The 26252-nt window shown below is 65.6% G+C and carries 21 protein-coding genes; 12 read left to right on the top strand and 9 right to left on the bottom strand.

From position 1 onward, the window contains the following. Window positions 1-24 precede the first annotated feature (24 nt). Window positions 25-2760, bottom strand: a complete 2736-nt coding sequence (locus tag SMA01S_RS14190) for a TonB-dependent receptor (protein ID WP_245649283.1) — start codon at window positions 2758-2760, stop codon at window positions 25-27. Here SMA01S_RS14190 and SMA01S_RS14185 point away from each other — a divergent pair. The 4 genes from SMA01S_RS14185 to nagA are packed head-to-tail and all read left to right on the top strand — an operon-like array spanning window position 2759 to window position 5935. Then, window positions 2759-2944, top strand: a complete 186-nt coding sequence (locus SMA01S_RS14185) for a hypothetical protein (RefSeq protein WP_066823476.1) — start codon at window positions 2759-2761, stop codon at window positions 2942-2944. The two genes, SMA01S_RS14190 and SMA01S_RS14185, sit on opposite strands and share 2 nt — an antisense overlap. A gap of 51 nt (window positions 2945-2995) precedes the next feature. After that, window positions 2996-3730: a GntR family transcriptional regulator gene (locus SMA01S_RS14180; RefSeq protein WP_066823473.1), complete on the top strand. Its 735-nt coding sequence runs from the start codon at window positions 2996-2998 to the stop codon at window positions 3728-3730. Next, window positions 3714-4772, top strand: coding sequence for an SIS domain-containing protein (locus SMA01S_RS14175; protein WP_066823470.1), 1059 nt, complete (start codon window positions 3714-3716; stop codon window positions 4770-4772). Before SMA01S_RS14180 ends, SMA01S_RS14175 begins: the two co-directional genes overlap by 17 nt. Then, the gene (gene nagA / locus SMA01S_RS14170) at window positions 4769-5935 is read left to right on the top strand and encodes an N-acetylglucosamine-6-phosphate deacetylase (protein WP_066823467.1); all 1167 of its coding nucleotides are present in this window, start codon (window positions 4769-4771) and stop codon (window positions 5933-5935) included. Before SMA01S_RS14175 ends, nagA begins: the two co-directional genes overlap by 4 nt. A 151-nt stretch (window positions 5936-6086) precedes the next feature. Here nagA and SMA01S_RS14165 read toward each other — a convergent pair whose 3' ends face one another. Then, window positions 6087-7061 (bottom strand): cupin-like domain-containing protein, encoded by a 975-nt coding sequence (locus SMA01S_RS14165; protein WP_066823456.1) that lies wholly within the window; start codon window positions 7059-7061, stop codon window positions 6087-6089. Window positions 7062-7175: 114 nt separating this feature from the next. Here SMA01S_RS14165 and SMA01S_RS14160 point away from each other — a divergent pair, with 114 nt between their 5' ends. From SMA01S_RS14160 to SMA01S_RS14140, 5 genes are all read left to right on the top strand, one after another. Then, complete coding sequence (locus tag SMA01S_RS14160) at window positions 7176-7778, top strand: TetR/AcrR family transcriptional regulator (protein ID WP_066823453.1); 603 nt, start codon at window positions 7176-7178, stop codon at window positions 7776-7778. 344 nt (window positions 7779-8122) lie between these two features. Next, window positions 8123-8524 carry a hypothetical protein gene (locus tag SMA01S_RS14155; protein ID WP_066823450.1) on the top strand — a complete coding sequence of 134 codons (402 nt, stop codon included), beginning with the start codon at window positions 8123-8125 and terminating at the stop codon, window positions 8522-8524. Continuing rightward, window positions 8521-9786 (top strand): efflux RND transporter periplasmic adaptor subunit, encoded by a 1266-nt coding sequence (locus SMA01S_RS14150; protein ID WP_066823447.1) that lies wholly within the window; start codon window positions 8521-8523, stop codon window positions 9784-9786. The genes SMA01S_RS14155 and SMA01S_RS14150 overlap by 4 nt, the downstream gene beginning before the upstream one ends. 138 nt (window positions 9787-9924) lie before the next feature. Continuing rightward, the gene (locus SMA01S_RS14145) at window positions 9925-13119 is read left to right on the top strand and encodes an efflux RND transporter permease subunit (protein WP_066823444.1); all 3195 of its coding nucleotides are present in this window, start codon (window positions 9925-9927) and stop codon (window positions 13117-13119) included. Between the two features lie 11 nt (window positions 13120-13130). Then, entirely contained in the window at window positions 13131-14534 is a 1404-nt protein-coding gene (locus SMA01S_RS14140) for an efflux transporter outer membrane subunit (protein ID WP_066823441.1), read from the top strand. A gap of 28 nt (window positions 14535-14562) precedes the next feature. On the opposite strand, the gene SMA01S_RS14135 is transcribed toward SMA01S_RS14140, so the two are convergent. From SMA01S_RS14135 to SMA01S_RS14120, 4 genes are read right to left on the bottom strand one after another with little or no spacing between them, the layout of a single operon-like run. After that, window positions 14563-14868, bottom strand: coding sequence for a MarR family winged helix-turn-helix transcriptional regulator (locus SMA01S_RS14135; protein WP_066823439.1), 306 nt, complete (start codon window positions 14866-14868; stop codon window positions 14563-14565). 47 nt (window positions 14869-14915) lie between these two features. Then, the gene (locus tag SMA01S_RS14130; protein WP_066823437.1) at window positions 14916-15380 is read right to left on the bottom strand and encodes a hypothetical protein; all 465 of its coding nucleotides are present in this window, start codon (window positions 15378-15380) and stop codon (window positions 14916-14918) included. 60 nt (window positions 15381-15440) lie between these two features. Beyond that, window positions 15441-15824, bottom strand: a complete 384-nt coding sequence (locus tag SMA01S_RS14125; RefSeq protein WP_157093947.1) for a hypothetical protein — start codon at window positions 15822-15824, stop codon at window positions 15441-15443. 22 nt (window positions 15825-15846) lie between these two features. Then, window positions 15847-16281: a helix-turn-helix domain-containing protein gene (locus tag SMA01S_RS14120; RefSeq protein WP_066823433.1), complete on the bottom strand. Its 435-nt coding sequence runs from the start codon at window positions 16279-16281 to the stop codon at window positions 15847-15849. A 313-nt stretch (window positions 16282-16594) separates the two neighbouring features. Here SMA01S_RS14120 and SMA01S_RS14115 point away from each other — a divergent pair, with 313 nt between their 5' ends. Next, a complete protein-coding gene (locus SMA01S_RS14115; RefSeq protein WP_066823431.1) occupies window positions 16595-17467 on the top strand; it encodes a TolB family protein in 873 nt (290 codons plus the stop codon). Between the two features lie 25 nt (window positions 17468-17492). On the opposite strand, the gene SMA01S_RS14110 is transcribed toward SMA01S_RS14115, so the two are convergent. The 3 genes from SMA01S_RS14110 to SMA01S_RS14100 all read right to left on the bottom strand — a co-directional run bounded on the left by SMA01S_RS14110 (window position 17493) and on the right by SMA01S_RS14100 (window position 19680). Continuing rightward, window positions 17493-18413 carry an NAD(P)/FAD-dependent oxidoreductase gene (locus tag SMA01S_RS14110; protein WP_066823429.1) on the bottom strand — a complete coding sequence of 307 codons (921 nt, stop codon included), beginning with the start codon at window positions 18411-18413 and terminating at the stop codon, window positions 17493-17495. A gap of 45 nt (window positions 18414-18458) precedes the next feature. After that, on the bottom strand, window positions 18459-18965 hold the full coding sequence (locus tag SMA01S_RS14105; RefSeq protein WP_066823427.1) for a hemerythrin domain-containing protein: 507 nt from the start codon (window positions 18963-18965) through the stop codon (window positions 18459-18461). Between the two features lie 109 nt (window positions 18966-19074). Then, window positions 19075-19680, bottom strand: coding sequence for a TetR/AcrR family transcriptional regulator (locus SMA01S_RS14100; protein ID WP_066823424.1), 606 nt, complete (start codon window positions 19678-19680; stop codon window positions 19075-19077). 99 nt (window positions 19681-19779) lie between these two features. On the opposite strand from SMA01S_RS14100, the gene SMA01S_RS14095 reads away from it, so the two are divergent. Together SMA01S_RS14095 and SMA01S_RS14090 are read left to right on the top strand one after the other, a co-directional pair. Continuing rightward, a complete protein-coding gene (locus SMA01S_RS14095; protein WP_066823421.1) occupies window positions 19780-22719 on the top strand; it encodes a DUF2339 domain-containing protein in 2940 nt (979 codons plus the stop codon). Window position 22720: 1 nt separating this feature from the next. Next, window positions 22721-26116, top strand: coding sequence for an acyl-[ACP]--phospholipid O-acyltransferase (locus SMA01S_RS14090; protein WP_174543151.1), 3396 nt, complete (start codon window positions 22721-22723; stop codon window positions 26114-26116). Window positions 26117-26252: the final 136 nt, after the last annotated feature.

Here is a 26252-nt window from a genome sequence, read left to right as displayed (position 1 = left end):
TCGGTCTTGCCGATACGCGACAGGTTAGAAGTGGACTTTGCCACCGACCCAGAAGGTGCGGCCATTGTTGTAATAAGCGCGCGGGATCGAGGGGTCGCCGACGAAGTAATAGAGCTTGTGGTTGAGCAGATTCTGCGCGTCGGCGGTCAGCGCGAAATATTTGGTCACGTTGAGCGTCAGCGAGCCGTCGAGCGTCCCGAAATCGGCCTGCCACATCGGTGTCGAGCGATCGATGCCCGAGCGGAATTTCGAGCGGAAGGTGTAGGCGAAGCGGGTCGAGATCAGCGAATTCTCGTAATAGGCCGTCACGTTGAACGTGTGCTTCGAATTGCCGTCGATGACGCCGCCGCCGGCCGCCTTGGCATCGGCATAAGTGTAGTTCGCCAGCAGGCCGAATCCGCCATAGATCGGCTGTTGCCAGTTGACCTCGACACCCTTGTTGGTGCCGCCCTTTCCATTGATCGGGCCGGTGATCTGGAAGTTCGCACCCGCCGGGTGCTGCTGCGTGATCAGGAACTGCGTCGTGGTGGTGGTCGTGATGTACGAGTCGATGTCGAGGTAGAACAAATTGACCGAGAACAGCGACTGCTTGCCGTAATACCACTCGGCAGCAAGGTTAAACTGCCAGGCACGGGTCGGATCCAAATAAGGATTGCCCCCAGAAGTACCGGTCAGCGCGAGGTCGCTGACGGTGAAGGCGCCGGCGAGCTGGGCATAACCCGGCCGTGTCATCGTCTTCGCCGCGCTCGCGCGGATCAGCAGATTGGGCATCGCGTTGACGGTCAGGTTGGCGCTGGGCAGGATATCCCAATAGCTGCGGTCGACGGTCACCGTCCCACAGGTACCGCAGAACGGGCTGACAGCGTTCGCGACGAGCGCGTTGGGCGAATATTGCAGCGTGTTGAGATCGGTATGGACGGCGCGCACGCCGATATTTCCACGCCAGCCCTGGCTCTCGCCGCCCAGCTTGGCCATCGCATAGACGGCCTCGGTCTTCTCCTTCACCGAGAAGCTCGCCTGAGGATAGAAAGCGAATTGCCGCCCACCATTGGTGGAAAGCTCGGCCAGCACCTTGTCCTTGTCGGCGATCGAATAAGGCGGGAAGGCGATCAGGCCGTCGAGGAAATCGTCCGGCGTCGTGCCGCCGTTGAATACGGTGCCGAGCCCAACGCCTTTGGTACCCGAATAGAGGCCGTTCCCCGCCCAGGAATAAGCGGTGTAGTTCACTTCACGCGTATGGTCGGTGTAGCGACCGCCGATCTTGATCGACTTCAGGAAATCGCCGTCGAACTTATATTCGGCGTCGCCGCGGACATAGGTTTCCTTGTCGGGCGACAGGATGCGGCCGCCCCACGACCAGCTGTAATAATTGTTGAGGTACGCGGCCGACTTGGGATCGGTCGGCAGCCCGGGATAATTGACCGTCGCACCCTTGCCGGCGAGCGCATAATTGACGCCGGTGTCCCAATAGGTTTCCCAGGCATAGGTGTCCTTGGTGGCACCCTCACCCTTGGTGTAGCCCACTTCCCCGGACAAGGTCAGGCGATCGGTCGGCTTCCACTCGGTCTCTAGGTTGATCACCCAGGTCGACGAATAGGCGTCGCGGAAGATGTCGTCCTGGACGCGACCCTGGATCGGGTTGCCGCTGGCATCGAGCTGGTTCCACGATGCCGCCGTCAGATACCCGTTGGTGACGGTGTACGGACCCAATGCGTTGGTCGGCGACCCCGGGGTCGAATTGCTGCCGATCACCCGGCTGATCCACGCCATCGAGTTGCGGTTGACGTTGTTGGCGTCCATCCGCGTGTAGATGCCGTTCAGCGTCACCTCGAACTGATCGTTCGGCTTGTATTGCAGCGCGACGGTGCCGCCCTTGCGGACGCGCTTCTGGCTGAAATAGGCCGCGCCGATCAGATTGGGCGCGGTGACGGTCTGACCGGTGCCGGCGAAATTGTTGTAGGTGGTGTAGCCGAGGAATTCCTGGCCATCGCGGCGGAACTCGCGCTCCTGATAATAGCCCGCGATCAGGACGCCGACCGTCCCGGCCTGGTTCTTCCAGCTATAGAGTCCCGAGACCTGCGGCTTCACCTTGTCGGCCAGGTCGTTGTAATTGGCCTGGGCGGTAAGGCTGAACGAATTGGCCGGCAGATCGAGCGGGCGCCGGCTGTGGAGGTTGATCGTGCCGCCGATGCCGCCTTCGGGCAGATCGGCTTCGGACGATTTATAGACTTCCAGCTTGCCGACGATTTCCGACGGCAACAGGCTGAAGTCGAAGCTGCGCCCGCCGCTGGTCTGGTCGAGCACGAACCAATCGCCGGTCGCGACCGAATGGCCATCGAGCAACGTCAGGTTGAGCGTCGGATCGGTACCGCGGATCGACACCGACTGGTTCTCGCCGAAGCCGCCAGCATTCGCCGATCCGGTGACGACGTTGACGCCGGTCAGACGGCCGAGCGAGTCGGCGACGTTCTTGTCGGGAAATTTGCCGATATCCTGCGCGGTGACGACTTCGGAGACGACGTCATTGGCGCGCTTCGAGTCGAGCGACGCCTGAATCGAGGCGCGGATGCCGCTGACGACGATGTCGTTGCTCTGGTCCTGCGGATCGGCGGTGGTAGCTTGACCGCCGCCCCCGACATCGGCAGGCGCCGCCGCTGCTGGAGCGGCCTGCGCAAAAGCAGGCGACGCCATAGTCAGCGCGAATACGCTTGCGGTACAGGCGAACATTGCCCGATGCGTTTTGGCTTGGAACGTAACCATGATCTTCCCCTTCAAACCCCTGGATTGGACTGTACCAAAGTACGACCAACTGTCGTTGCCTGCCCTGTCCGGGCTCATTTTCGGCCCCGATCAGGTCTGCTGCGCGGGTCATAAAGGCGCAATGGTCATTAAATTGCAATACCAAAAACAATACCAGTGTGAATATTTCCAACTTTGGTATTGAAATGGCATTATATGTTGGCTTAAGGAATGTCGCGTCAGGGGGTTGTCCGCCATGTTCGTCGATCGCGTAGGAAGACTGCCGGAAGGAGATACCGCGCCGCTGTACCAGCAGCTGCAGCGCGTGCTCCGCACCGCGATCGAGCGGCAGGTGCTGGCGCCTGACGAAGCGCTGCCCCCCGAACGCGATCTTGCCCAGGCCTATAACGTCTCGCGCGTCACCGTGCGCAAAGCGCTGGACGGGCTGGTAGACGCGCGGATGCTGACCCGGCGCCAGGGCGCGGGCACCTTCGTCGCCGCGCGCGTCGAAAAGAATTTCGCGACGATCTCGTCCTTCACCGAGGACATGCAGTCGCGTGGCCGCGTGCCGCACAGCGAATGGCTGGCGCGCACGGAAGGTACGGTCGCGCCCGAGGAGGCGATGGCGCTGGGGCTGAGCCCGGGCAGCCAGGTTTATCGCTTCACCCGCATCCGCTATGCCGACGGCGTGTCGATGGCGCTCGAATATGCGACTGTCCCGGCGAGCTCGCTGCCGGGGCTCGAAGCGGTGGGCGAATCGCTCTACGACGCATTGGGCGATGACCGTCCGGTGCGCGTGCTGCAGCGTTTCCGTGCAGTCTTGTTCACCGACGAGCAGGCCGAGTTATTGGCGATTCCGCGTAACTCGCCTGGTCTCGAAATCGAACGCCGCGGCTATACGCACGATGGCCGTACGGTCGAATTCACCAAATCATGGTATCGAGGCGATGCTTATGACTTCGTCGCCGAACTCAATGTCCCACCAGCCTGAGATTTCCGTGCCGCTCCTTCCCCAGAATACGCTGATGTTCGCCGAAGCCGCCGAAGCGGCGGATGCCGTCGCGCGCCAGACGCGGCGCCAGCGCGACGCGCGCATGGCCTTGGCCGCAGCGCTGCGTCAGGACCCGCCGCGCGCGGTTGTGACCCTGGCGCGAGGCAGCTCGGACAATGCCGCGACCGTCGCGCGCTATCTGGTCGAAACGCACCTGCGCCTGCTGACCAGCTCGGCGGCACCCTCCGTTTCCTCGGTCTACGATTCGGCACCCGATTATGCCGGCACCCTGATGCTGGCGATCTCGCAATCGGGCCGCAGCCCGGACCTGATTGCCGCCGCCGAGATGGCCAAAGCGGGTGGCGCGCGGCTGGTTGCCTTGGTCAACGACGAAAGCTCGCCGCTCGCGGCACTTGCGGACACTTTCCTGCCGCTTGCCGCGGGCCCCGAAAAGAGCGTCGCCGCGACCAAGTCGTTCATCACCAGCGTCGCCGCGCTGGTCCATCTGATCGCCGATTGGGCGGAGGATGGCGAGTTGCTCGCCGCGCTCGACGGGCTGCCGGGATTGCTGGAGCAAGCCTGGGCGCTCGATTGGTCGCCCGCGCTCGAGCCGCTGCGCAACGCCACCAACCTTTATGTCGTCGCGCGCGGCCCGGCGTTCGGCATCGCGCAGGAAATGGCGCTCAAGATCAAGGAGACGTGCGGCTTCCATGCCGAGGCGTTCAGCGCCGCCGAGGTCCGCCACGGCCCGATGGCGATTGTCGAAAAGGGCTTTCCCGTCCTGCTGCTCGGCCAGGACGACGAATCGCGCGACAGCGTCGCCGACCTCGCGCCCGAATTCGCCGAGCGCGGCGCGCTGGTACTGAGCGCCGGGTTGAAGGATGCGCCCGGGCTGCGCCTGCCCAGCCTGGAGGCGCACCCGGTGCTCCAGCCGTTGTTGCTCGTCCAGAGCTTCTACCGCCTCGCCAACGCGCTCGCCGTTGCGCGTGGCCGCGATCCCGACCGCCCCCCGCATCTCGCCAAGGTGACCGAAACGGTATGACTCGCACCGCGCTCACCAATGCCCGCGTGCTGCTGCTCTCCGGCCTGCGCGACGATGTCTGTGTCGTGATCGGCGATGGCGAGATTTGCGCGATCTCGTCGGCCCCGCCGCAGGATGCGCGGATCGTCGATCTCGGCGGCCGCTTGCTGCTCCCCGGCTTCATCGACACCCAGGTCAATGGCGGCGGCGGGCGGCTGTTCAACGACGATCCCAGCGTCGAGACGATCCGTGTCATCGCAGAGACGCATCGCCATTATGGCACGACCGGTCTGCTGCCGACCTTGATCAGCGACGATCTCTCGGTGGTCGACGCCGGCATCCGCGCGGTCGATGCCGCGATCGACGCCGGACTGCCCGGCGTGCTCGGCATCCATATCGAGGGACCGTTCCTGTCCAGCGCACGGCACGGCATCCATTCGGTCGACAAGCTCAAGCCGCTCGAGGACGATTATCTCGACCTGCTGACCTCGGCCAAGCGCGGCAAGACGATGGTCACGCTCGCGCCCGAATGCGCGACGCCCGCGCAGATCGCGCATCTCGCTGCCAAGGGCGTCGTCGTCAGCGCAGGCCATTCGGACGCGCGCTACGAGACCGTCCGCGCCGCGATCGATGCGGGGCTGACCGGCTTCACGCATTTGTTCAACGCCATGTCGCAGCTCGCCAACCGCGCGCCAGGCATGGTCGGCGCCGCGTTGGAGGATGACTCCACTTACGCCGGCATCATTGCCGACGGCCATCATCTCCACGACGCCACATTGCGCGTCGCGGTCCGCGCCAAGGGGCAGCATCGGCTGATGCTGGTGACCGACGCCATGCCCAGCGTCGGCAGCGACGAGACGCGCTTCGTGCTCCAGGGCCGCGAGATCTGGCGCGACGGCGATACCTTGCATGGCGCGGATGGCGTGCTCGCCGGCTCGACGCTGACCATGGCGGGCGCCGTCAAAGGCATGGTCGAGCGCGGCCGCGTCTCGCTCGCGGCGGCGGTGACGATGGCCTCGGCGACACCCGCGGCGTTCCTGGGGCTGAGCGGCCAGACCGGTACGATCGCCGCCGGCATGCGCGCCGATCTCGTCCTGCTCGACGATGATTTTGCCGTGCGCGAAACGTGGATCGGCGGCGAGGCGAGTGGCGCGGCGCAGCCGGTGGCAACAGTCGCGAAATAATCCGAGGGCTGTTTGGGTTTACGCCTCCCCGGCGAAGGCCGGGGCCCAGCCGCGATGCACCGCCGAGGGCGGGATGTCCTCTCCAAGTACGCGAAACTAGACCCCGACCTTCGCCGGGGAGGCGTTGAATCTAGTTGGCCAGTTTAAGGCTCTATCGCGACATCATCTGCCCCAATTGCCGCCGAACCCGTGCCTTGCTGTCCTCGCTCAACTTCCCGCGAATGCCGCGCCGCTCCTCGGGCACATGGTCGGGCGGCGGGCCGAACACGAATTCGTCGAACATCGCCCGCCACGCCGCGCGCTGGTTTTCGGGCAGGCCGGAGAAAGCCAGGATCGCGTGGACCATCGTGTCGAGCGGCGCGAGCCCCGGCTGCGGCGCGGGCGCCTCGTCCCACCAATAATTGACCAGGATGCTGACCGGATCGAGCGAGCGGACATGGTGCCACCACATATGCGGAATGAAGAGGGCATCGCCTGGCTCGAGTTCGACGACCTGGGCATGCGCCATGGCCTCGCGCGCCAGTGGGAAGCGGTCGAAATCGGGTTCGTCGGGATCGAACAGACCGATCGGCGTGCCCGCTGGGGTAAACTCGATCGGACCGATGTAGAGATTGGCAACCTGATCGGGCGGAAACAGGGTGAAGCGCCGCCGCCCCGCCATCACCACGGCGATATTGCTGTTCATGTCATGATGCGTCGCGACCCGCACGCAATTGCCGATCCAGATGCGCGGCGCCACACCTTCCGGCGCCAGCGGCATTCGGTTCTCGGCTTCGAAGCCCGGCAGCGCCTCGGGCACCATCACCGCCTGCGCCGCGATCGCCGGCGGCGGCGAGGCGCGCGCGGCAGTGTCGAGCCGGGCAAACAGCCAGGCAAGCGTTCCCGAGTCGCGGACAAAGGTCAGCGCCGACATGTCGGCATTGTACCCCAGTCGCCCATCGGCCTCAGGCGGCGCGATCGCCACATTGATCGGTTTGCCTGTGTCGAACCGCGCCAGATAGGCGCCGGGGTCGGCCGCCTTCACCGCCGGCCAGTCGGCGGCGATCCCGCGGAAGACCGCCGGCGCCGTGCGATCGGCCAGCACGATGGCGGCGTCCGGCGCCAGTTCCTCGACCCTGTTCGTCATCGCGCGACTATGCCGGGAACCGCCACATGCTGACAACCATCCGAGCTGGGCGCCCAAGCTGGGTAGGGAGCGTGTCTGGACAAAGCCGCACCGGGTAATTATCTACCGACCGATATGGAAACTGCCGTCCTCCGTGGCCGCCCGCGCGAATTCGACGTCGACCAAGCGTTGACGGCGGCTCTGCGTGTGTTCTGGAGCAAGGGATATGAGGGCGCGTCGATGACCGACCTCACCGATGCGATGGGCATCACCCGCCCCAGCCTCTATGCCGCGTTCGGCAACAAGGAAGCCTTGTTCCGCAAGGCGCTCGACCTCTACGAGCGTGAGAAGCTGTGCTATATGGGCCAGGCACTCGAAGCACCGACCGCGCGCGGCGTCGCCCAGCGCTTGCTCCAGGGCAGCCTGGAAAACCAGACCAGTCGTGACGACCCGCGGGGATGTCTCGGCGTGATCAGTTCGGTCGCTTGCGGCGCCGAAGCGGATTGCATCCGGCAGGAAGTGCTCGAGCGCGGCAGGATCGCGCACCAGGCGCTGATCGAGCGGATGGAACGCGCGGTGGCCGAGGGCGATTTCCACACCCCGGTGGATGCCGAGGGTATCACCAAATACCTGACCGCGATCCTTCAGGGCATGGCAGTCCAGGCCGGCGCGGGCGCCTCACGCGAGGACTTGCAGCGGCTGGTCGATACCACGCTTGCGGTGTGGCCAAGCCGCTGAGTAAAGCTCTGCTTTACGCTATTGCGGCAAAAAATATCGTTCGGTATAGAATTAGCCCTTGAACCGTTCCGCCCGAGTTTCTATACTGCTCGGTATAGAAGATGGATGGCCCAGGGGTCGTCCTTTGGGTCAAAGGGAAGAGACCGGATGAACGGCCGAACGGGCACCCGCTTCTAGCGTTTGCGTATTACAGGGATGAGCCCTCGCCCCCCGGCGCCCGATGCGGTGCCGGAGCGCATGACTTGTCACATCTTCATCGGATCACCCCGGCGACTACCCCCCATCGCCGGGCATGGGCCGCCGCGCGCCCCCTGCGGCGGCCCCAACAATAAGGAGGACACGCCATGGCCTATCTCGATTTCGCCCCCGCCGGCGGCGGCGCGCTGCTCGATCGGTCTCCGGTGGCGCCCCGCAGCTTCACCCCGAAACGGGCCGATTTCTCCGCGCTCGAATGGCAAGTCGTCGATCTTGCCCAGCGCGACCGGTTGTCGTCGATCAATCGACCCGGTCCGGTTGCCCGCGCGTTCCGCTGGGCATTCGGCGGCGCGGTCAAGACGGCATTGTCCGATCCACGGCTCGAGGCGTTGCGCCGCATCGCGGTGCTGAGCTGGTATCGCGGCTTCTCGGTCGCGCCGGCCGAAGTCCGCGCCTTTCTCGCCGCCGGCTTCACGCTCGACCAGTACGAAACCCTGCTCTTCCGGATCAACGCGATCCGCACCAATCTTCCCCGGAGCTTCCGCCGATGAACATGATCACCCCGATCAACGACGATGCCGCCGCGCAGCCGCTTGAGGGCGCCGCGCCGGGGCGCCGTCTCTTGTGGCAGCGTGCCGCCTGGGTCGCCGCCCCCGTCGCTTTGCTCGCCGCCGGCTACGGCCTGGTCCATCGCTCGGCCCCCGCAATGGCCGCGCCGCCGCCGCCGACCGTCACCGTCGCCACCCCGCTCGAACGCGACGTGACCGAATGGGACGATTATGTCGGCCGCTTCGAGCCGAGCCGCTCGGTCGAGGTGCGTCCGCGCGTCTCGGGCGCGGTGACCGCGATCCACTTCACCGACGGCCAGATCGTCCGCGCGGGCCAGCCGCTCTTCACGATCGACCCGCGTCCTTATGCCGCCGCCTTGGCCGAGGCACGCGCCGGCGTCGCGACTGCCAATAGCGACCTCGCGCTTGCCCGCGCCGACTATGACCGCGCGTCGCGGCTGGTCGATGTCGACGGCGTGTCGAAGAGCGAGCTCGATCGCCTGCGCGCCCGCGTCCAGGCGACCACTGCCGCGCTCGCCGCTGCTCAGGCGCGGGTCCGCGCCCGTGCTCTCGACATGGAGTTCACCGTCGTTCGCGCACCGATCTCGGGCCGGATCTCCGACCGCAAGATCGACGCCGGCAACCTCGTCGCAGCGGGCGAAGGCGGCAATGCGACGCTGCTGACCACGATCAACGCGCTCGACCCGATCTACTTCAGCTTCGACGGATCGGAGGCGCTGTTCCTCAAGGCCAAGCGCGCCGGTGCCGGCACCGCCTCGCCGATCGAGGTCAAGCTGCAGGACGAGAGCGACTATCGCTGGAAGGGCAGACTCGACTTCACCGACAACGGGCTCGACATGAAATCGGGGACGATCCGCGGCCGCGCCGTGCTCGACAACCCGAACCTGTTCCTGACCCCCGGCATGTTCGGCAACATGCGCCTGGCAACCGGTGGCCGCAGCCGCGCGCTGATGGTGCCCGACACCGCGATTGTCACGGATCAGGCGCGCAAGACGGTGCTGGTCGTCGCCAAGGACGGCAGCGTCGCCGCCAAGCCGGTACAACTCGGCCCGGTGGTCGATGGTCTCCGCATGATCCGCGGCGGGCTGACCAATGCCGACCGCGTCGTCATCGTCGGCACGCAGATGGCGCAGCCGGGGACCAAGGTGCAGACGCTCGCCGGCAAGATCGCGCCGGTAGCGCCGGCGGCCTCCGCCCCCTCGCTCGCGGCACCGCCGGCCGGACAGGCCACGCTCGCCCAGTAAACGCCAACGCCCTCCCCCCGTTCGGGCTGAGCTTGTCGAAGCCCATGCCCGGAACACGCCCTTCGACAAGCTCAGGGCGAACGGGTGGAGGGACAAGGCCTCCTAAACTTTCGCCTCTTTTTCCGAGGAACAGGAATCATGCGCCTGTCGCGCTTCTTTATCACGCGCCCGATCTTCGCCGCGGTCATCGCGGTGATCATCACCATTGTCGGCGCGATCGCCTGGGTCAGCCTGCCGGTGTCGCAATATCCCGACATCGTACCGCCGACCGTCACGGTCAGCGCCTCCTATCCCGGCGCCTCAGCCGAGACGGTGGCGGAGACGGTCGCCGCGCCGATCGAGCAGGAGATCAACGGCGTCGACAACATGCTGTACCAGTCGTCGCAATCGACCGGCGACGGCAACGTCACGATCACCGTCACGTTCAAGATCGGCACCAATCTCGATGCCGCGCAGGTGCTGGTGCAGAACCGCGTCGCGATCGCGGTGCCGCGCCTGCCCGAGGAAGTGCAGCGTCTAGGCGTCGTCACGCGCAAGACCTCGCCCGACTTCCTGATGGTGGTGAACCTGGTCTCGCCCGACAATTCGCTCGATCGCGGCTATCTCTCCAATTACGCGCTGACCCAGGTGCGCGACCGGCTGAGCCGGATCGACGGCGTCGGCGACGTGCGGCTGTTCGGCAGCCGCGACTATGCGATGCGCGTCTGGATCGACCCCAATCGCGCCGCGGCACTCAACCTGACCGCGGGCGAAATCGTCCAGGCCTTGCGCGCGCAGAACGTCCAGGTTGCCGCCGGCTCGCTCGGCCAGCCGCCTTATGCCCAGGGCAATGCCTTCCAGTTCAACGTCGAGACGCAGGGCCGGCTGACCGACCCGGCGCAGTTCGCCAATGTCGTGGTCCGCTCGGATCCCGATGGCCGCCAGGTCCGCGTTTCCGACGTCGCCCGCGTCGAGCTCGGCGCCGCCGACTATAATTCCAACACCTATCTGTCGGGCAAGCCGACTGTCGTTCTCGGCATCTTCCAGCGGCCCGGATCCAACGCGCTGGCCGCCGCCGAGAAGGTGAAGGCGGAAATGGACGCGATGTCGGCGAAATTCCCCAAGGGGCTCGCCTATAGCGTCATCTGGAACCCGACCGACTTCATCCAGCAATCGGTCACCGCGGTGATGCACACCTTGCTCGAAGCGATCGTGCTCGTCGTGCTGGTGATCGTCGTGTTCCTGCAGAAATGGCGCGCCGCGATCATCCCGGTGGTGGCGATCCCGGTCTCGCTGATCGGCACCTTCGCCGTGTTGGCCGGGCTCGGCTATTCGCTCAACAATCTGTCGCTGTTCGGCCTGGTCCTGGCGATCGGCATCGTCGTCGACGACGCCATCGTCGTGGTCGAGAATGTCGAGCGCAATCTCGAACACGGGCTGAGCCCGTTGGAGGCGGCACGCACGTCGATGGACGAAGTGTCCGCAGCACTGGTCGCGATCGTGCTGGTGCTCTGCGCGGTGTTCGTGCCGACCCTGTTCCTGACCGGCCTGTCGGGCGCCTTCTATCAGCAGTTCGCGGTGACCATCACCACCGCGACGATCATCTCGCTGCTGCTGTCGCTGACCCTGTCGCCCGCGCTCGCCGCTTTGCTGCTGCGCCCGCGTGCCGAAGAAGCGACGGGGGGCCGCGTGCACCAGTTGGTGCTGGCGGCAGGCGACCGCTTCAACCGCGGTTTCGAGCGGATGAGCAATGGCTATGCGCGCCTCACCGCGCGCCTGGTCGCACGCCCGAAGCGGATGATGACGATCTATGCCGGCCTGATCGCCGCGACCGCCGCCTTGTTCTGGGCGACACCGACCGGCTTCATCCCAGCGCAGGATCAGGGCTACTTCCTGACCGTTATCTCGCTGCCGCCCGGCGCCTCGGTCGAGCGTACCGACGCGGTGATGCGCAAGGTCGCCAACCGCATCCTGCCGCTGAAGGGCGTCAAGGGCGCGGTGATGCTCGCCGGGTTCGACGGGCCGTCGCAGACGCTCGCGCCGAATTCGGCCGCCGCCTACATCCCGCTCAAGTCGTTCGAGGATCGCGAGAAGCTCGGCGTCACGCTTGCCAGCATTATGGGTGAGGCGCGCAAGGCGACCGCCGACATCAACGAGGCGCGGTTGATGATCGTGCCCCCACCGCTGATCCAGGGAATCGGCTCGGCCGGCGGCTATCGCCTGATGGTCGAGGATCGTGGCGGGCATGGTTATGCCGACCTTGCCGCCAAGTCCTATGGGCTGATCGGGAAGGCCAATCAGACTCCGGGCTTGAACCAGGTCTATACCTTCTTCGACACCAACACGCCGCGCGTCTTCGCCGATATCGACCGGGCCAAGGCCGATCTGATCGGCGTACCGCCCGAGCGGGTGTTCGAAGCGCTCAACGTCTATCTCGGCTCGGCCTATGTGAACGACTTCAACCTGCTCGGGCGCACTTATCGCGTCACTGCCCAGGCCGATGCCCCGTTCCGCGCGACCGTCGCCGATATCGCCAACCTCAAGACGCGGTCGAATTCGGGTGAGATGGTGCCGATCGGATCGGTCGCCAATTTCAGCGATCGCACCGGGCCGTATCGCGTCGTGCGCTACAACCTGTTCCCCGCGGTCGAGGTCGATGGCGACACCGCGCCGGGCTATTCGTCGGGCCAGTCGCTGAAGACCTTCGAAAAGCTCGCCGCCGATAACCTGCCGGCCGATTACGGTACGGAGTGGACCGGTATCGCCTATCAGCAAAAGGCGGCGGGCAGCACGGCGGGCGTGGTCTTCGCGCTGGCGGTGGTGTTCGTCTTCCTGGTGCTGGCAGCGCAATATGAAAGCCTGGTGCTGCCGCTGTCGATCATCCTGATCGTGCCGATGTGTCTGCTCGCCGCGATGGTCGGGGTGAACCTGAGGGGGATGGACAATAACGTCCTGACCCAGATCGGCCTCGTCGTCCTGATCGCCCTGGCGGCGAAGAACGCGATCCTGATCGTCGAGTTCGCCAAGCAGGGCGAGGAGCAGGAAGGGCTGAGCCCGGCGCGTGCCGCGATCCAGGCGGCGCAGACCCGCTTGCGGCCGATCCTGATGACCAGCTTCGCCTTCATCCTGGGCACCGTGCCGCTGCTGGTGGCGAGCGGCGCGGGCTCGGAGCTCCGTCAGGCTCTGGGCACCGCGGTGTTCTTCGGGATGATCGGCGTCACGGCCTTCGGCCTGCTGTTCACCCCCACTTTCTACGTCGTGTGCCGCGCGCTGGGCGACCGCATCGCCCGCGCGCGCGGCAAGCGGCCCGCCGCCGGCCCGGACCTGTCCGGATCGCTGCAACCGGCCGAATGAGGAACCAAGCCATGCATTCGCTTCGCCTGATTGCCCCGATGGTTTCCGCGCTGGCGCTCGCCGCCTGCGCGGTGGGGCCCAACTATGTCGCACCCATCACCCCGCCGACCGCGGCCGGCCAGTTCGTCTCGGCCAATTCGCCCGCGCTCAGCGATGATCCGGCGGCGTCCAATTGGTGGCGGCTCTACCAGGACCCGGTGCTGGATGGACTGATCGCCGACGCGCTCAAGTCGAACACCGACATCCGCGTCGCGGTGGCGAATCTCGAACGCGCCCGCGCGTCGCTGCGCGGTGCGCGCAGCGACCGGCTGCCGTCGACCGGGCTCAATGCCGGCGCCACTTATGGCCGCCTCCCCGAAAGTCAGCGCGCGCCAGGCTCACCGCGTGAGGATTGGTCGATCGATACCGGCCTGTCGGTGTCATACGAGGTCGATCTGTTCGGTCGCGTCAAGCGCGGGATCGAGGCGGCACGCGGTGACGAAGCCGCCGCCGCAGCCGATGCCGACGCAGTCCGTCTCGCGGTGGTCGCCGACACCACCCGCGCTTACGCCGACGCCGCGTCGGGCGCCGCGCGGCTCAAGGTCGCCAACCAGATCGTCGACCTGCTCGACAAATCGTTGCTGCTCACCCAGCGGAGGCACGACGCCGGGCTTGCGACGCAGCTCGACGTCTCGCGCATCGCCACGCTCCGCCAGCAGCGCGCGGCCGACATTCCCGCGCTGGAGGCCGACCGCCAGGCCGCCTTGTTCCGCCTCGCGACCTTGACTGGCCGGCCGCCGGCCGACCTTCCGGCCGCGGCCGGCGAGCGCGTCATCGGGCTCGAAATCACCCAGCCGATCCCGGTCGGCGACGGCACTGCGCTGCTCAAGCGCCGTCCCGACGTCCTCGCTGCCGATCGCCGGCTTGCCGCCGACACCGCACGGATCGGCGTCGCTACCGCCGATCTCTATCCGCATATCAGCCTGGGCGGGTCGATCGGCTCGACCGGACCCAATATCGGCGACGTGTTCGGCGGCGGGCCGCTGCGCTGGCTGCTCGGGCCGCTGATCAACTGGGCCTTCCCCAACCAGGAAGGCGCGCGCGCCAAGATCGCCGCGGCCAAGGCCGACACCCAGGCGTCGCTCGCGACCTTCGACGGCACCGTACTCCGCGCGTTGGAAGAGACCGAGACCGCACTCAACGCCTATGCGCGCGCGCTGGATCGCCGAACCGCGCTCAAGGCGGCGCGCGATGAAGCGGCACGCGCCGCGGCGATCACCCGCGCACAACAGCGTGAAGGGGCGGTCGACTCGCTCGCTTGGCTCGATGCCGAGCGCACCTATGCCGAGACCGAGGCGACCCTTGCCGAACAGGACGCGCGGATCGCCGATGCCCAGATCGACGTGTTCCGCGCGCTGGCGGGCGGCTGGTCTTAAGTGACCGGTCCGCCCCTTCCGAGGCGGTTCAGTCGATCCGCACGCCCAGGGCCGCCTTCAGCGCATCGAATTCAGCCTGCAGGCAACCGCCGACGAGTTCCACCCCTTTGGGCGTGAGTCCGACCAGCGTGCGGCGCGCATCGTCCGCGTCCGGCAGCCGGCTGACATAGCCCGCTTCCATCAGGAAGATGAGGTGACGCAACGCAGTCGAATGCGGTGCCGAACTGGCAAGACAGGCATCGCCGGTCGGCACCGTTCGCCGCTCGAACGCAGAGATGAACAAGTCGAGCAGGATGCTCCATTGAGCGCTGACCAGGCGGAGTTCCGACGCCACCTTCGTCCGTCGCCCCGCCGTCTTGAGCAGGAACTTGGCGTAAGCGATTAGACCGGAATCGACGCTGGCGGACCGCCCGATTTCTCCTGCATCCGGCGCAGCCGATGCACGGAGAGGACCCCGATCAAAAGACTCATCATCAGCGGCCATACCCAAAAAGGCTGGGTGGCGCCGTACAGATGCTTGGGAATTTCCGGATTCAGTATGGCGGGAAGATGCGCGAGGCATCCCCCCAATTGTGATGCTGCTGTCCATATCGGCCAGAACCTTGTGCTTTGGCGCGCGATCACGACGAGGACAGCCATCAAGATGACGTCCACGGTAATCACAGCCCAGTTAGGACCCTGCCAACGCGTCCCGAAAGCATCCGTCGTCGTGGTTGCGACTACGGCGATGAACAGAGCAGTCGCAACGCGCCGCTCCGTCACGCCGCCCCGGAACCATGCAAACGCACATAGCGTCGGTAACGCGAAGACCTGGAGTAAAAGGCCGACTAAGAGGAACGACTTCATAGGGATGCCTCCTCTACATCAGCCGACGAGATTACCCAGCCCTTACCTTGCGGCGAGCTGTCAAGAGCTCCCCTTGGTGCAACCGATGTCGGACCCATCCAGCCCGAGCGCGTCGCGCGTGATGGCAAGACGTTGGTGGCATTTGATCGTCTGCTCGCGCACCTCGAACAGACGATTGAGCGAATCCGCCGCCAGCATCGCGGCATCGTGGCCGAGATGGATCGATGCCCCCATTTCCATGCGGCCACGAACGATCGAACTGATCAGGTCGGTTTGTGCGACGATCGCGTTATCGATGCCGGTTTCGGCCGGCAGCAAGGCGCGCAAAATCTTGCGTGCAACCGCCAGATTGTTTGTCGGAACGGACTCAAGATTGGTGGTGCGAATTGATGCGACGGACATGGCTTCCCCCCTCGCCGGCGCCTGACGGCCCGGCCAGATCAAGATCTACTGCTGGATTGAGCGCTTATGGGTGCTCGGTAAAAATGCTGATGGCGAGAATGTAGAGCGACATGGCTGCCACCATCAGCGACGCCGCGACCACGATCGCGACGATGGTCCCGGGATAATTCAGGTCATTGGTCGGCCTTTCTCGTGTCGGGAACGGCAAGGGTAGCCGTCCGAGCCACGAGGAAGACGCCGTCGAACCCTCATTCTCAACGCCGGAAATTGCCGATGAGGAAAAACCCCCTATCATCGCGCTGCTGCTCATCAGCGCGCGAACCGCGCTGTCGCGATCGGAGAAGCCGAGCTTTCGCACCGCATTGGCAATGTACGCATCGACCGTCTTGGGGGAGAGGTCTAGGTCGCTCGCGATGTCCTTGGTGCGCTTGTGTTGCGCGACACCCTTCAAACATTCGATCTCCCGGGGGGTCAACGAAGAGAAGCGCGAATCATCCATGGTGCTACGCTAGCCCAATGCCGAACCATTTTGGACCGTTTAGTATTTCTCGGACATCAAGAAATTATCGCGATCGGCGTCCCTGCCCTTTCCGATGGGCCGACACCCGACAGATGTCGCGCAGTTCGGCTTCGCCGGGCAGGGTGTTTGAGCAACGGTATACTGCTTTGCCAGGGCCCGACGGCCTGCCTGAGGAAATCCGGTAAGATTGGTCAGATCGACCCGCTCTTGCCGATAGTCGACGCCAATTACATAGATTGACGATGGCACATGTTCATCATCGGCCGCGCCGGGCAGCGAGACGACTGCCCGTATGATCTCCATCCTGGCCCTCTCGCTCGCACTGGCGCCGGCGAGCGACGCGCTCGTTCGTCCCGGCGTGATATCGACCGCCGCGGCGGAAGTGCGCATTGCCCATAGCCCGGATGGCAGACGTATTCTGTGGGGCACGATCGGGCGCGATGCCGCGGCAGACCAGCAGGATATCTGGGAAATTCATCGCATTCACGGAGGATGGTCGACGCCGGCGCGAGTGTCCTTCGATACCGATGCAGCCGAATTCGATCCCGCTTTCTCGCCGGACGGCCGTTGGGTCTACTTCCAATCCGACCGCGCCGGCGGACTAGGCGGCAGCGACCTCTATGTCGTCTCGATCGATGCCGTCAACGGCCGCTTCGGCACGCCGCGCAACCTGGGTCCGCAGGTCAACACGCCCGGAGAGGAATGGGCCGCGACCCCGACACGGTCGGGCGGCCTGATTTTTTCGTCGAACGGCTGGGGCGGCCGCGGCAAGCAGGATCTGTACGAGGTCGATCTTCACACGCCTGATGCCAAGCCGGCCAATCTGGGCAGTGCGATCAACGGCCCGCTCGACGAACTCGATGCCGCGATCACGCCGGATGGCCGCGCGCTTGTTTTCAGCGTCGGCGACATGGATGCGGACGCCGCCGATGTGCGATTGTTCGTATCTTATCGTGCGCGATCGGGTTGGACGCCGAGGCGCCCGCTTGGCATCGGCTGCTCGCCCTTCGTGCTCGGCGCGGCGATCGATCAGCGGAGGCCGTGGCGGCTTTATTACGCGGCGCATTGTGCAGACAGCCCGGGCCGCATGGACGTGCATGTATCCGATCTCAGGCGAGTCGCGGAGCAACCGGCGATGGCGGCCGGCAACAGAAGCCATCGCTGAGCTTACGGGGCAGGAGCCGAAGCGCTCATTCAACCAGTGCAGGGCGCAGCAACGCGTGCTCGCTCGCCAGGTCGTTGCGGATCGTGGTGGCCGCCACGCCGCCTTCGCCCATCGCGTGACTGATCTGGTCGAGGCCCTTGACCACGTCTCCCGCCGCATACAGGCGCGCGATATTGGTCCGTTGATGCGCATCGACGATCAGGCACCCTTCGTCCGACCGCGCCGCGCCGAGGCCAATGGCCACCCCCGAATTGATGTCCGAGCCGAGCGCCGGATAGAGGCTGTCGAAGCGCCAATCGCGCTCGGGCGTGCGCAGGCCGATCTTGTCGCCGTCGATCGCGAAGGCGGCGGCCGGACCATCGACCGTTGCCACCCCGCATTGCGCCAGCAGCGCGCGCTCGGCAGGGGCGAGAACGTGCTGCCCCTCTAGTGCGATCAGCGTCACGTCCGCGGTGTAGCCGCGCAGGAACACCGCTTCGCGCGTCCCGTGGGCACCGGTGCCGAGCACCGCGACGCGGCGATCGGTCACTTCATATCCGTCGCAAATCGGGCAATAGCGCAGCAATCCGCGCGCCAATGCGGTTGCATGCAGATCGTCAGGCATCGGCGGACGGCGATTGACGACTCCGGTAGCGAGCAGGACACTTCGCGTGGCGATGACCTCATCGCCAACCGAAACTAGCAGGCCGTCGGGGGCCTCGCTCAGGCCGGCAACTTCTGCCTGCACCAGGGCAGCGCCATAGCGTCGGGCTTGCGTCCGCATGCGGTCGAGCAGGTCGGCACCGGCAATGCCATCGGGAAACCCGGCATGGTTGCGCGTCATCGGGATCGTCGCCGCGCGACTATTGCCGGCGTCGATCACGCGCACGTCGAGATGGAAGCGTGCCAGATAGATCGCCGCCGTCAGCCCCGCCGGGCCGCCGCCCACCACCACGCAATCAAGCATGGGCGCGCACCGAGCGGGAGCGTGGCGGGCGGATGAGCGCGGCCGTCAGACGGTGGCCTCGGTCAAGGTCGTGGTTTCCGGCTTGGTGAGCCCATTCGCTTTGTAATGGGCGGTCAGCTCTTCCTTGCGCGCACGCAGCTGATCGCCGAGCGCATCCATATCCAACCCTGCGTGACGCGCCTGGCTAAACATGCCTTCCATCCGCTTTTCTTCCTCTTCGACATGGTGCTCGATCTGTTCCGACAGCACCTTGACCTTGGCGTCGTAGAATTCGTCGCTCGGCGCGCCCGCCTCGATCTCGGCGATCAGCACCTTGGCGCCGTCATGTTCGACATAGGCTTCCTTGAGCAGATCTTCCTCGATCTTGCCTTCGCAGGCGGGGTAAAAAATCTCTTCCTCGATTTGGGCGTGGACGGTCAGTTCGAGGCAGATGTCGAGCGCGATCTTCTGCTTGCTGCCCTCGCCGCGCGCATTCTCGAACCGTTCGAACAGTTCCTCGACCTTGCGGTGATCGGCTTTGAGCAGCGCGATCGCATCCTGTTTGTCGGCCATATTGTCTCTCCTGGATTTCCTCCTTCAACCGCATCGAGGTCGGGTTCGTTCCAGCTATCGCTTTGTTGCGAGTCGTTAGCAGGGCGGTCGGCGGACGAACCGGACGGCCTCAGACGGCGATGTGTGCCCCGGCCGCCGCCAGCGCTTCGCGCACCCGGGCCAACGCGGCGCCATGCGGATCGCGTTCGTCGAGCAGGGCGAAGGTGCCGTTGAGCGCGAACACGCAATGGCCGTGGACCGTCGCCAGCAAGGAACGGGCGAGCGCTGGGGCGAGGTCGCGACGATCTTCGGGCAGTACGGCCGCGATTTCGCCTCTCAGGATATCGGTCAGCACGCCGCGCTGGCGCGCATAACGATCGGGAAGGGGCACGCCGGCCGGTAACCGGTGATCGTAAATCGCCATCCACAGATTGCGGTTGCTGGTGGCGAAATCGAAATAGGACGCGACCAGCAATGCGATACGATCAAGACCCGCATTTTGCAGAGACCGGGCGATCGTTTCCGCCCAGATCAGAAACGTACGGCCGTTGATCGCCAGCATCAGGTCGTCGAGGCTGTCGAACACGTTGTAGATCGTGCCAACCGAATAGCCGATCCGCTTCGCCACCTCCCGCGCCGAGAAGCGGTGATAGCCGACCTCGGCCAGCAAGGTGTGCCCCGCACCGATGATCAGCTGCTCGAGTTCGTCGCGCGTATGATCTGACCGCCGTCCCATGGCCCCGCCTAAGCGTTTAATTGAACAGTGTCTAATATTTTTATTGAACACCGCTCAGTTTATGCTATCCAGCGCCCCATCCTGGAGGAGGCTCAGGCAATGACCGCGTTGGTGCTGATCGGTCTGATCGTCGTGGCGGTGGTTTTGTGGCAGCGCGACGACGCGCTCACGCAGCGGATCGCCCTACTCGAGCTGGCGCTCGATCGACGTGAACGAATCGCGCGAGACGACATGCCCGATCAGGCAGGATTCGAGCGGACCGACTGGATTGCGCCGGAGCCGGGGCGGCAGCCGCCTGCCGAGGTGCAGCCAATTCCCCAAACGATCGCCGAGGCTGCGCCGGCGACGCTCTATGTCGCGCCCGAACCGGAAACCCTTCCCCCTGCACCGGCCATCGAACCGCTGGCACATGCTGCGGCGCCGGCCGAACGGTACGCGAGGCGGTTCGGGTTCGAGGATATTTTTGGGCGCTACCTGCCGATCTGGGCCGGCGGCATCACGCTCGCGGTGGCCGGGTTCCTGATCGTCAAATACTCGATCGATGCCGGCCTGTTGTCGCCGCCGGTGCGCGTAATCCTGGGCCTGGTGTTCGGCAGCGGGCTGATCGCTGGCGCCGAGCTCGCGCTGCGCCGCGACGACGTGGCGAGAGATCCGCGCATCCGTCAGGCGCTTTCGGGCGCGGGCATCGCGACGCTCTATGCCTCCGTGCTGGTCGCGGCGAACCTCTATCAGCTGATCGGACCGATGACCGCCTTCGCCGGGCTGGCCGCGATCACCTTGCTCGCTGGATTGCTGTCGGTCCGTTTCGGCGCCCCGAGTGCTATATTGGGGCTGGTCGGCGGTCTCGCCGCGCCGGCGTTGGTCGGATCGGCCTCCCCCGACATACCATTGCTTGCGAGTTGGCTCGCGTTGACCGCGGGCGGATTGTCGATGCTCGGGCGACGCCAGGGTTGGTGGTGGCTCGGCGCGCTTGCGGTGGCGGGCGGGTTCGGCTGGGGCCTGGTATTGATCGCGACCGGATTGCACGACATCGCATCATTGCTGTCGACCGGCATGCTGACCCTGATGCTCGCGATCGTCTTTCCGCTTGCGATGGTCGGTGACCCCGGGCGCGTGGTCCGCGTGATCGCCGCGTTGTTCGGCTGCGCGCAAATGGCGGCGATCGTTGCGATCGGCGGTTTCGCCCCGCTCGACTGGGGCCTGTTCGCCTTGCTGTCGGCGGCGATGATCTGGCTGGCGCGACGCGAGCCCAGCTTGGCCGAATTGCCGCTGGCCGGATTGGTGGTCGGGCTGCTGCTCACCGCTGTCTGGCCAAGCCCTGACGGCATGATGCTGGCGCTGGTACTAGCCGGTGGGTCGGCGATCTATGGCCTGCCTGCCTTGTGGCGGCTGTGGCGCCCCGATGGCCGGTTGAGCGATGCAGCGCAGGTGGCGGCGCTCGGCTTTGCCGGTGTGCTGATCCCCGCGAGCCATTTCTGGTTCCAGCAATCGCGCGCCGATTTCGCGCCACTGGCACTCGTTGCTGCGTTCGTGACGGGTGCCGCGGCCGGCTGGGGCTGGCGGACGGCCGTCCGGCGCGACGATGCGCGGTTTGCGATCCTGGGTATCAGTGCGGTCGTGCTGGCGGCGCTTGGCGCCAGCCTGCTGGCGCCGGTGTGGGCGATCGGACCGATCGTCGCGCTGGCCGCGGTCACGATATTGTTGCTGGGTCGCGTCGCCGACGACGATCGGATCGGCCACTCCTCATTGGTGGCAGGAATGACTGCATTGGCATTGCTCGTTGGCTATGACGCCGACGAGATCGGACGTGCGGTCGGCCTGGTGCAGGATCACGATATTGGCATCGCCTTGCTGCGCTGGACAGTCGGGGCTGCGGCGGCGGCAAGCTTCGCCCGCTGGTCGATCGACTGGGGCGTGCGCCAGGGCAGTGCTGCAATAGCCGTCCTGCTCATTTATGTCGCCGCGGCGCAGGTCGTGCCCGCAACCTGGCTAGCGCTGGTGCCGGCGGTAATTCTTGCCGGCGCGGCACTCGCGGGCCGGCGCACACCGTTAACCGTGGCGCCAACGGCTGCCTTGTTGTCGATCGGTTGGGCCGTGCAGCCGCTGCTGATCTGGGCAGCGGGCGCGGGCGGCGCCATCGTCGGCATACCCTTCCTGGTCACGGCGACCCCACCAATCGACATGACGCTGATCCGCGTTGCCGCGCCGGCCTGCGTGCTCGTCGCTTTGTTGCTCCGCGATATCGTGCCCGAGCGGCTGCGAGAGATCGGATCGATCGTCGCGATCGTGTTCAGCCTGATCGCCGCCCACTCGTTGTGGAAGCATGTCTTCGCGATCGTCGACGGGGCGCATTTCGTCGCTGCCGGCATGGCCGAGCGAAGCATGTGGGAAGCCTTGCTCGCCGCCACCGCTATCGGCGCGTGGCGGCTCGGCGCCCGGCGGATCGCGATAGGAATCGCGACGACGGCTTTGCTTCATTTCGCCTGGTTCACGGGCGCGATGCACAATCCGTTATGGACCGACCAATTGGTCGGACCGTGGCTGGTGCCGGCCTACGGCATCGCCTTCGCCTTGCTGTGGCTGTCGAGCCATGCCTTTCCCGGGCCGGGGGCGGACCGCGCGCGCGACGGGATGCGGATGGCGCTGATCCTGATGCTCGCCGCGTCGCTGCTGCGCCAGGCATTCCATGGCTCCTTGCTGTCGGAAGCGGGGGTGAGCCAGACCGAAGACATCGGCCGGTCGCTCACCGCGATCGTGATCGCGATCGGCTTCCTGCAATGGGGCATCCGTCGTGCGTCGCGCGACTGGCGGATCGTCTCACTGGTGCTGATGCTGGCGGCGGTGGGCAAGGTGTTCCTGCTCGACGCCGCGGGCCTTGACGGGCTGCTGCGCATCGCGTCGTTCGCTGCGCTCGGCTTCAGCCTGATCGGGGTGGGGTGGCTCTACAGCCGCTATCTTCCTGATGCTGCATTGGCCGACGCCGCGTTGACCGAAGAGTCATACTCGACCGATACCGTTCCTGCCGACACCCGGGGGTAACATGTCCGCACCTGATTTCTCGCTGCTCGCGAAGCGCCGCTTCGGTCCGATGTTCGTCGTTCAGTTCATCGGCGCGTTCAACGACAACGCGCTCAAATATGCGATGCTCTTCCTCGTCACTTTCACCCTCTACAAGGGCGACGAGAATGGCGCGGCGTCGCTCGCGGCGCTCGCCACCGGCCTCTTCATCCTGCCCTATTTCCTGTTCTCGGCGCTGGCCGGGCAGATCGCCGACGGGTGGGACAAGGCGAAATTGATGCGCATCGTGAAGGGCGCGGAGATCCTGTTCATGGCGATGGGCCTGGCCGGGCTGGCGCTGCAATCGGTGCCGCTGCTGCTGACCGTCCTGTTCCTGATGGGGTGCCATTCGACTATCTTCGGCCCGGTCAAATATTCGATCCTGCCTCAGCATCTCGGCCCCAATGAGATCATGGGCGGTACCGGCATGATCGAGGCCGGCACGTTCCTGGCGATCCTGGCCGGCCAGTTGATGCCCAATTTCATCCCGCCCTGGGAAGCGGGCCTGGTCGCGACCGGGATGGCCGTGCTCGGGTTCCTCGCCAGCCTGGCGATCCCGCCTGCGCCCGCGGCCCCGGGCGTAGTGCCGGTCGACCGCAACGTGTTCCGCAGCACCTGGCAAGTGTTGCGGTCGGCGCATGACGCGCGCGATGCCTGGCTGTGCATCCTGGGGATCAGCTGGTTCTTCGCGATCGGCGCGGTGTTGCTCAACGATTTCGCGCCACTCGTCAGCAACCGGCTCGGCGCGGGCAAGCCGGTCGTGACCCTGTTCCTGCTGGTCTTCTCGATCTCGATCGCGATCGGCTCGCTGGCAGTCAACCGCCTGCTCAAGGGCAGGGTGTCGGCGCGCTACGTGCCGCTCGCCGCCTTGCTGATGGCCGGGTTCATGATCGACCTGTGGCAGGCGACGCACCATTTCGTCGTCACCGCCCCCGGTGCCGATATTGCCCGCTTCGTGGCCGCGCCGGGCAGCTGGCGCATCCTGATCGATCTCGCCGGCCTCGCCTTTGCCGGCGGCATGTTCATCGTGCCGCTTTATGCCTTGCTCCAGACCAACAGCCCGGTCGCCGAGCGCTCGCGGATCATCGCCGCCAACAATATCGTCAATTCGCTCGTCATCGTGCTGGTGATGGCGGTGGTGATTGCGATGGCGGCCTATGGCGCGTCGATCCCCGCGGTGATCGCGACGATGGGCTTCTCGACCCTGGTCGTCGCGCTGATCAGCTGCTGGCTGCTGCCCGAGACGGTGATCAAGCGACTGATGCGGACGCTGCTCGAAATCGCCTATCGCGTCGAGGTCCATGGCAAGGAGAATATGCCCAAGCCCGGCGAGCGCGCGGTCGTCGTGGTCAACCATGTGTCGTGGCTCGACGGTCTGCTGCTTGCGGTGTTCCTGCCCGGCAAGCCGGTGTTCGCGGTGCACAGCGCGGTAGTCGCGAGCTGGTGGATCAAGCCCGCGCTCAAGCTGTTCCGCGCCTTCCCGGTCGATCCGACCAATCCGATGTCGACCAAGGCGATGGTCAAGGCGGTCAAGGACGGCAATACGCTAGTGATCTTCCCAGAGGGACGGATCACCGTCACCGGCGCGCTGATGAAAGTGTTCGACGGCCCCGGCATGGTCGCCGACAAGGCCGATGCGCCGATCATCCCGGTGCGGATCGACGGCGCGCAATATTCGACCTTCTCCAAGCTGCGCGGCAAGGTTCGGTTGAAGCTGTTCCCCAAGATCACGCTGACCGTGCTGCCGCCGCGGCGGTTCGAGATCAAAGGCGAGATGACCGCGCGCGCCCGCCGCGCGATCGCCGGGCGCCGTCTCTATGACGAAATGAGCAGCATGATCTTCGCGACGTCGGAAACCGAGACGACGCTGTTCCAGGCATTGCTCGACGCGAAGGACGTCAATGGCGGCAAGTCGCCGATCGTCGAGGACATCAAGCGCGAGCCGATGACCTACAAGAAACTGGTCGTCGGCAGCATGGCGCTCGGCCGCGCGTTCGACCCGATGACCAAACAGGGCGAAGCGGTCGGCGTGTTGCTGCCCAACGTCGCCGGCGTGGTCGCGACTTTCTTCGCGCTGCAACGGATCGGCCGCGTACCGGCGATGCTCAACTACACGGCCGGGCTGACCAATCTGAAGGCCGCCTGCATTGCGGCGGAGGTCAAGACGGTCATCACCGCGCGCGCCTTTATCGCGCAGGGCAAGCTGGAGCCGATCGTCGAGGGCCTCGAAGCCGACGGGCGCAAGATCGTCTATCTCGAGGATATCGGCGCCGGCATCGGCGCGATCGCCAAGCTGCGCGCCTTGGTCGCGGCGCGCTGGGCGGGACGGCTCCATCGCCGCCGCGGGGTCTCACCCGACGACGCCGCAGTGATCCTGTTCACCAGCGGGTCGGAAGGGCTGCCCAAGGGCGTCGTCCTCACCCATCGCAACTTGCTGTCCAATTGCCAGCAACTGTCGGCGCGGATCGACTTCAACTCGTCCGACCTGGTGCTCAACGCGTTGCCGGTGTTCCACAGCTTCGGGCTGACCGGCGGCACTTTGCTGCCGATCCTGAGCGGGATTCGCACCCTGCTCTACCCCAACCCGCTCCATTACCGGATCGTGCCCGCGCTCGCATACGACGCCAATGCGACGATCCTGTTCGGCACCGACACCTTTCTGGCCGGCTATGCGCGGATGGGGCATAATTACGATTTCTATTCGGTCCGCTACGTCTTCGCCGGCGCCGAGCGCGTCCGCGACGAGACCCGCAAGACCTGGGCCGAGAAATTCGGCGTGCGCATCTTCGAAGGCTATGGCGCGACCGAGGCGGCGCCGGTAATCGCGGTCAACACGCCAATGCACTTCAAGGCAGGCAGTGTCGGCCGCCTGCTGCCGGGGATCGAGGCCAAAGTCGAGCCGGTCGAGGGCATCTGGGAAGGCGGCAAATTGTCGATCCGCGGGCCCAACATCATGGCCGGCTACATGAAGGCCGACCGGCCCGGCGCGCTGCAACCCCCGGAAGAAGGCTGGCACGACACCGGCGACATCGTGACGATCGACGAGATGGGTTTCGTCACCATCCGCGGCCGCGCCAAGCGTTTCGCCAAGATCGGCGGCGAGATGGTCTCCCTGCCTGCAGTCGAGGGCTACGCCGCCGCGACCTGGCCCGACGCCGACCATGCGGTCGTGACGCGGACCGATGCGCGCAAGGGGGAGCAACTAGTCCTGTTCACGACGGCCAAGGGAGCGAAGGCGGCGGAGTTGCAGGCATGGGGCAAGGCCAATGGGATTGCTGAACTCGCCATTCCACGCGACATTCGGGTGGTCGATGCGCTGCCCGTGCTCGGGACGGGCAAACTCGATTATGTGACGATGGGGGCGACGGCGGCCGAGTGATCCTCGCACTTCAACGGTCACCCCGGGCTTGTCCCGGGGTCCATCGGGCAGCAAGCGCTGGACAAGAGGCTCCTGCTTCGGGATTGAGGCACAGTGGATCCCGGGACAAGCCCGGGATGACGAAATCGAGGTGGTA

Source organism: Sphingomonas mali NBRC 15500, assembly GCF_001598415.1.
Classification (GTDB): Bacteria; Pseudomonadota; Alphaproteobacteria; order Sphingomonadales; family Sphingomonadaceae; genus Sphingomonas; species Sphingomonas mali.
Note: the sequence above shows the minus strand (reverse complement) of the source record. Positions and strands in the feature narration are given on the sequence as shown.

Coding starts and splice junctions, on each gene's coding strand:
- SMA01S_RS14165 (WP_066823456.1), bottom strand. CDS start 7,061: ATGACGAACAGGGTCGAGGAACTGGCGCCGGACGCCGCCATCGTGCTG.
- SMA01S_RS14120 (WP_066823433.1), bottom strand. CDS start 16,281: ATGGATGATTCGCGCTTCTCTTCGTTGACCCCCCGGGAGATCGAATGT.
- SMA01S_RS14115 (WP_066823431.1), top strand. CDS start 16,595: ATGATCTCCATCCTGGCCCTCTCGCTCGCACTGGCGCCGGCGAGCGAC.
- SMA01S_RS14090 (WP_174543151.1), top strand. CDS start 22,721: ATGTCCGCACCTGATTTCTCGCTGCTCGCGAAGCGCCGCTTCGGTCCG.
- SMA01S_RS14150 (WP_066823447.1), top strand. CDS start 8,521: ATGAACATGATCACCCCGATCAACGACGATGCCGCCGCGCAGCCGCTT.
- SMA01S_RS14190 (WP_245649283.1), bottom strand. CDS start 2,760: ATGGTTACGTTCCAAGCCAAAACGCATCGGGCAATGTTCGCCTGTACC.
- SMA01S_RS14175 (WP_066823470.1), top strand. CDS start 3,714: ATGTCCCACCAGCCTGAGATTTCCGTGCCGCTCCTTCCCCAGAATACG.
- SMA01S_RS14185 (WP_066823476.1), top strand. CDS start 2,759: ATGATCTTCCCCTTCAAACCCCTGGATTGGACTGTACCAAAGTACGAC.
- SMA01S_RS14180 (WP_066823473.1), top strand. CDS start 2,996: ATGTTCGTCGATCGCGTAGGAAGACTGCCGGAAGGAGATACCGCGCCG.
- SMA01S_RS14145 (WP_066823444.1), top strand. CDS start 9,925: ATGCGCCTGTCGCGCTTCTTTATCACGCGCCCGATCTTCGCCGCGGTC.
- SMA01S_RS14160 (WP_066823453.1), top strand. CDS start 7,176: ATGGAAACTGCCGTCCTCCGTGGCCGCCCGCGCGAATTCGACGTCGAC.
- SMA01S_RS14110 (WP_066823429.1), bottom strand. CDS start 18,413: ATGCTTGATTGCGTGGTGGTGGGCGGCGGCCCGGCGGGGCTGACGGCG.
- SMA01S_RS14105 (WP_066823427.1), bottom strand. CDS start 18,965: ATGGCCGACAAACAGGATGCGATCGCGCTGCTCAAAGCCGATCACCGC.
- SMA01S_RS14095 (WP_066823421.1), top strand. CDS start 19,780: ATGACCGCGTTGGTGCTGATCGGTCTGATCGTCGTGGCGGTGGTTTTG.
- SMA01S_RS14155 (WP_066823450.1), top strand. CDS start 8,123: ATGGCCTATCTCGATTTCGCCCCCGCCGGCGGCGGCGCGCTGCTCGAT.
- SMA01S_RS14140 (WP_066823441.1), top strand. CDS start 13,131: ATGCATTCGCTTCGCCTGATTGCCCCGATGGTTTCCGCGCTGGCGCTC.
- nagA (WP_066823467.1), top strand. CDS start 4,769: ATGACTCGCACCGCGCTCACCAATGCCCGCGTGCTGCTGCTCTCCGGC.
- SMA01S_RS14130 (WP_066823437.1), bottom strand. CDS start 15,380: ATGAAGTCGTTCCTCTTAGTCGGCCTTTTACTCCAGGTCTTCGCGTTA.
- SMA01S_RS14100 (WP_066823424.1), bottom strand. CDS start 19,680: ATGGGACGGCGGTCAGATCATACGCGCGACGAACTCGAGCAGCTGATC.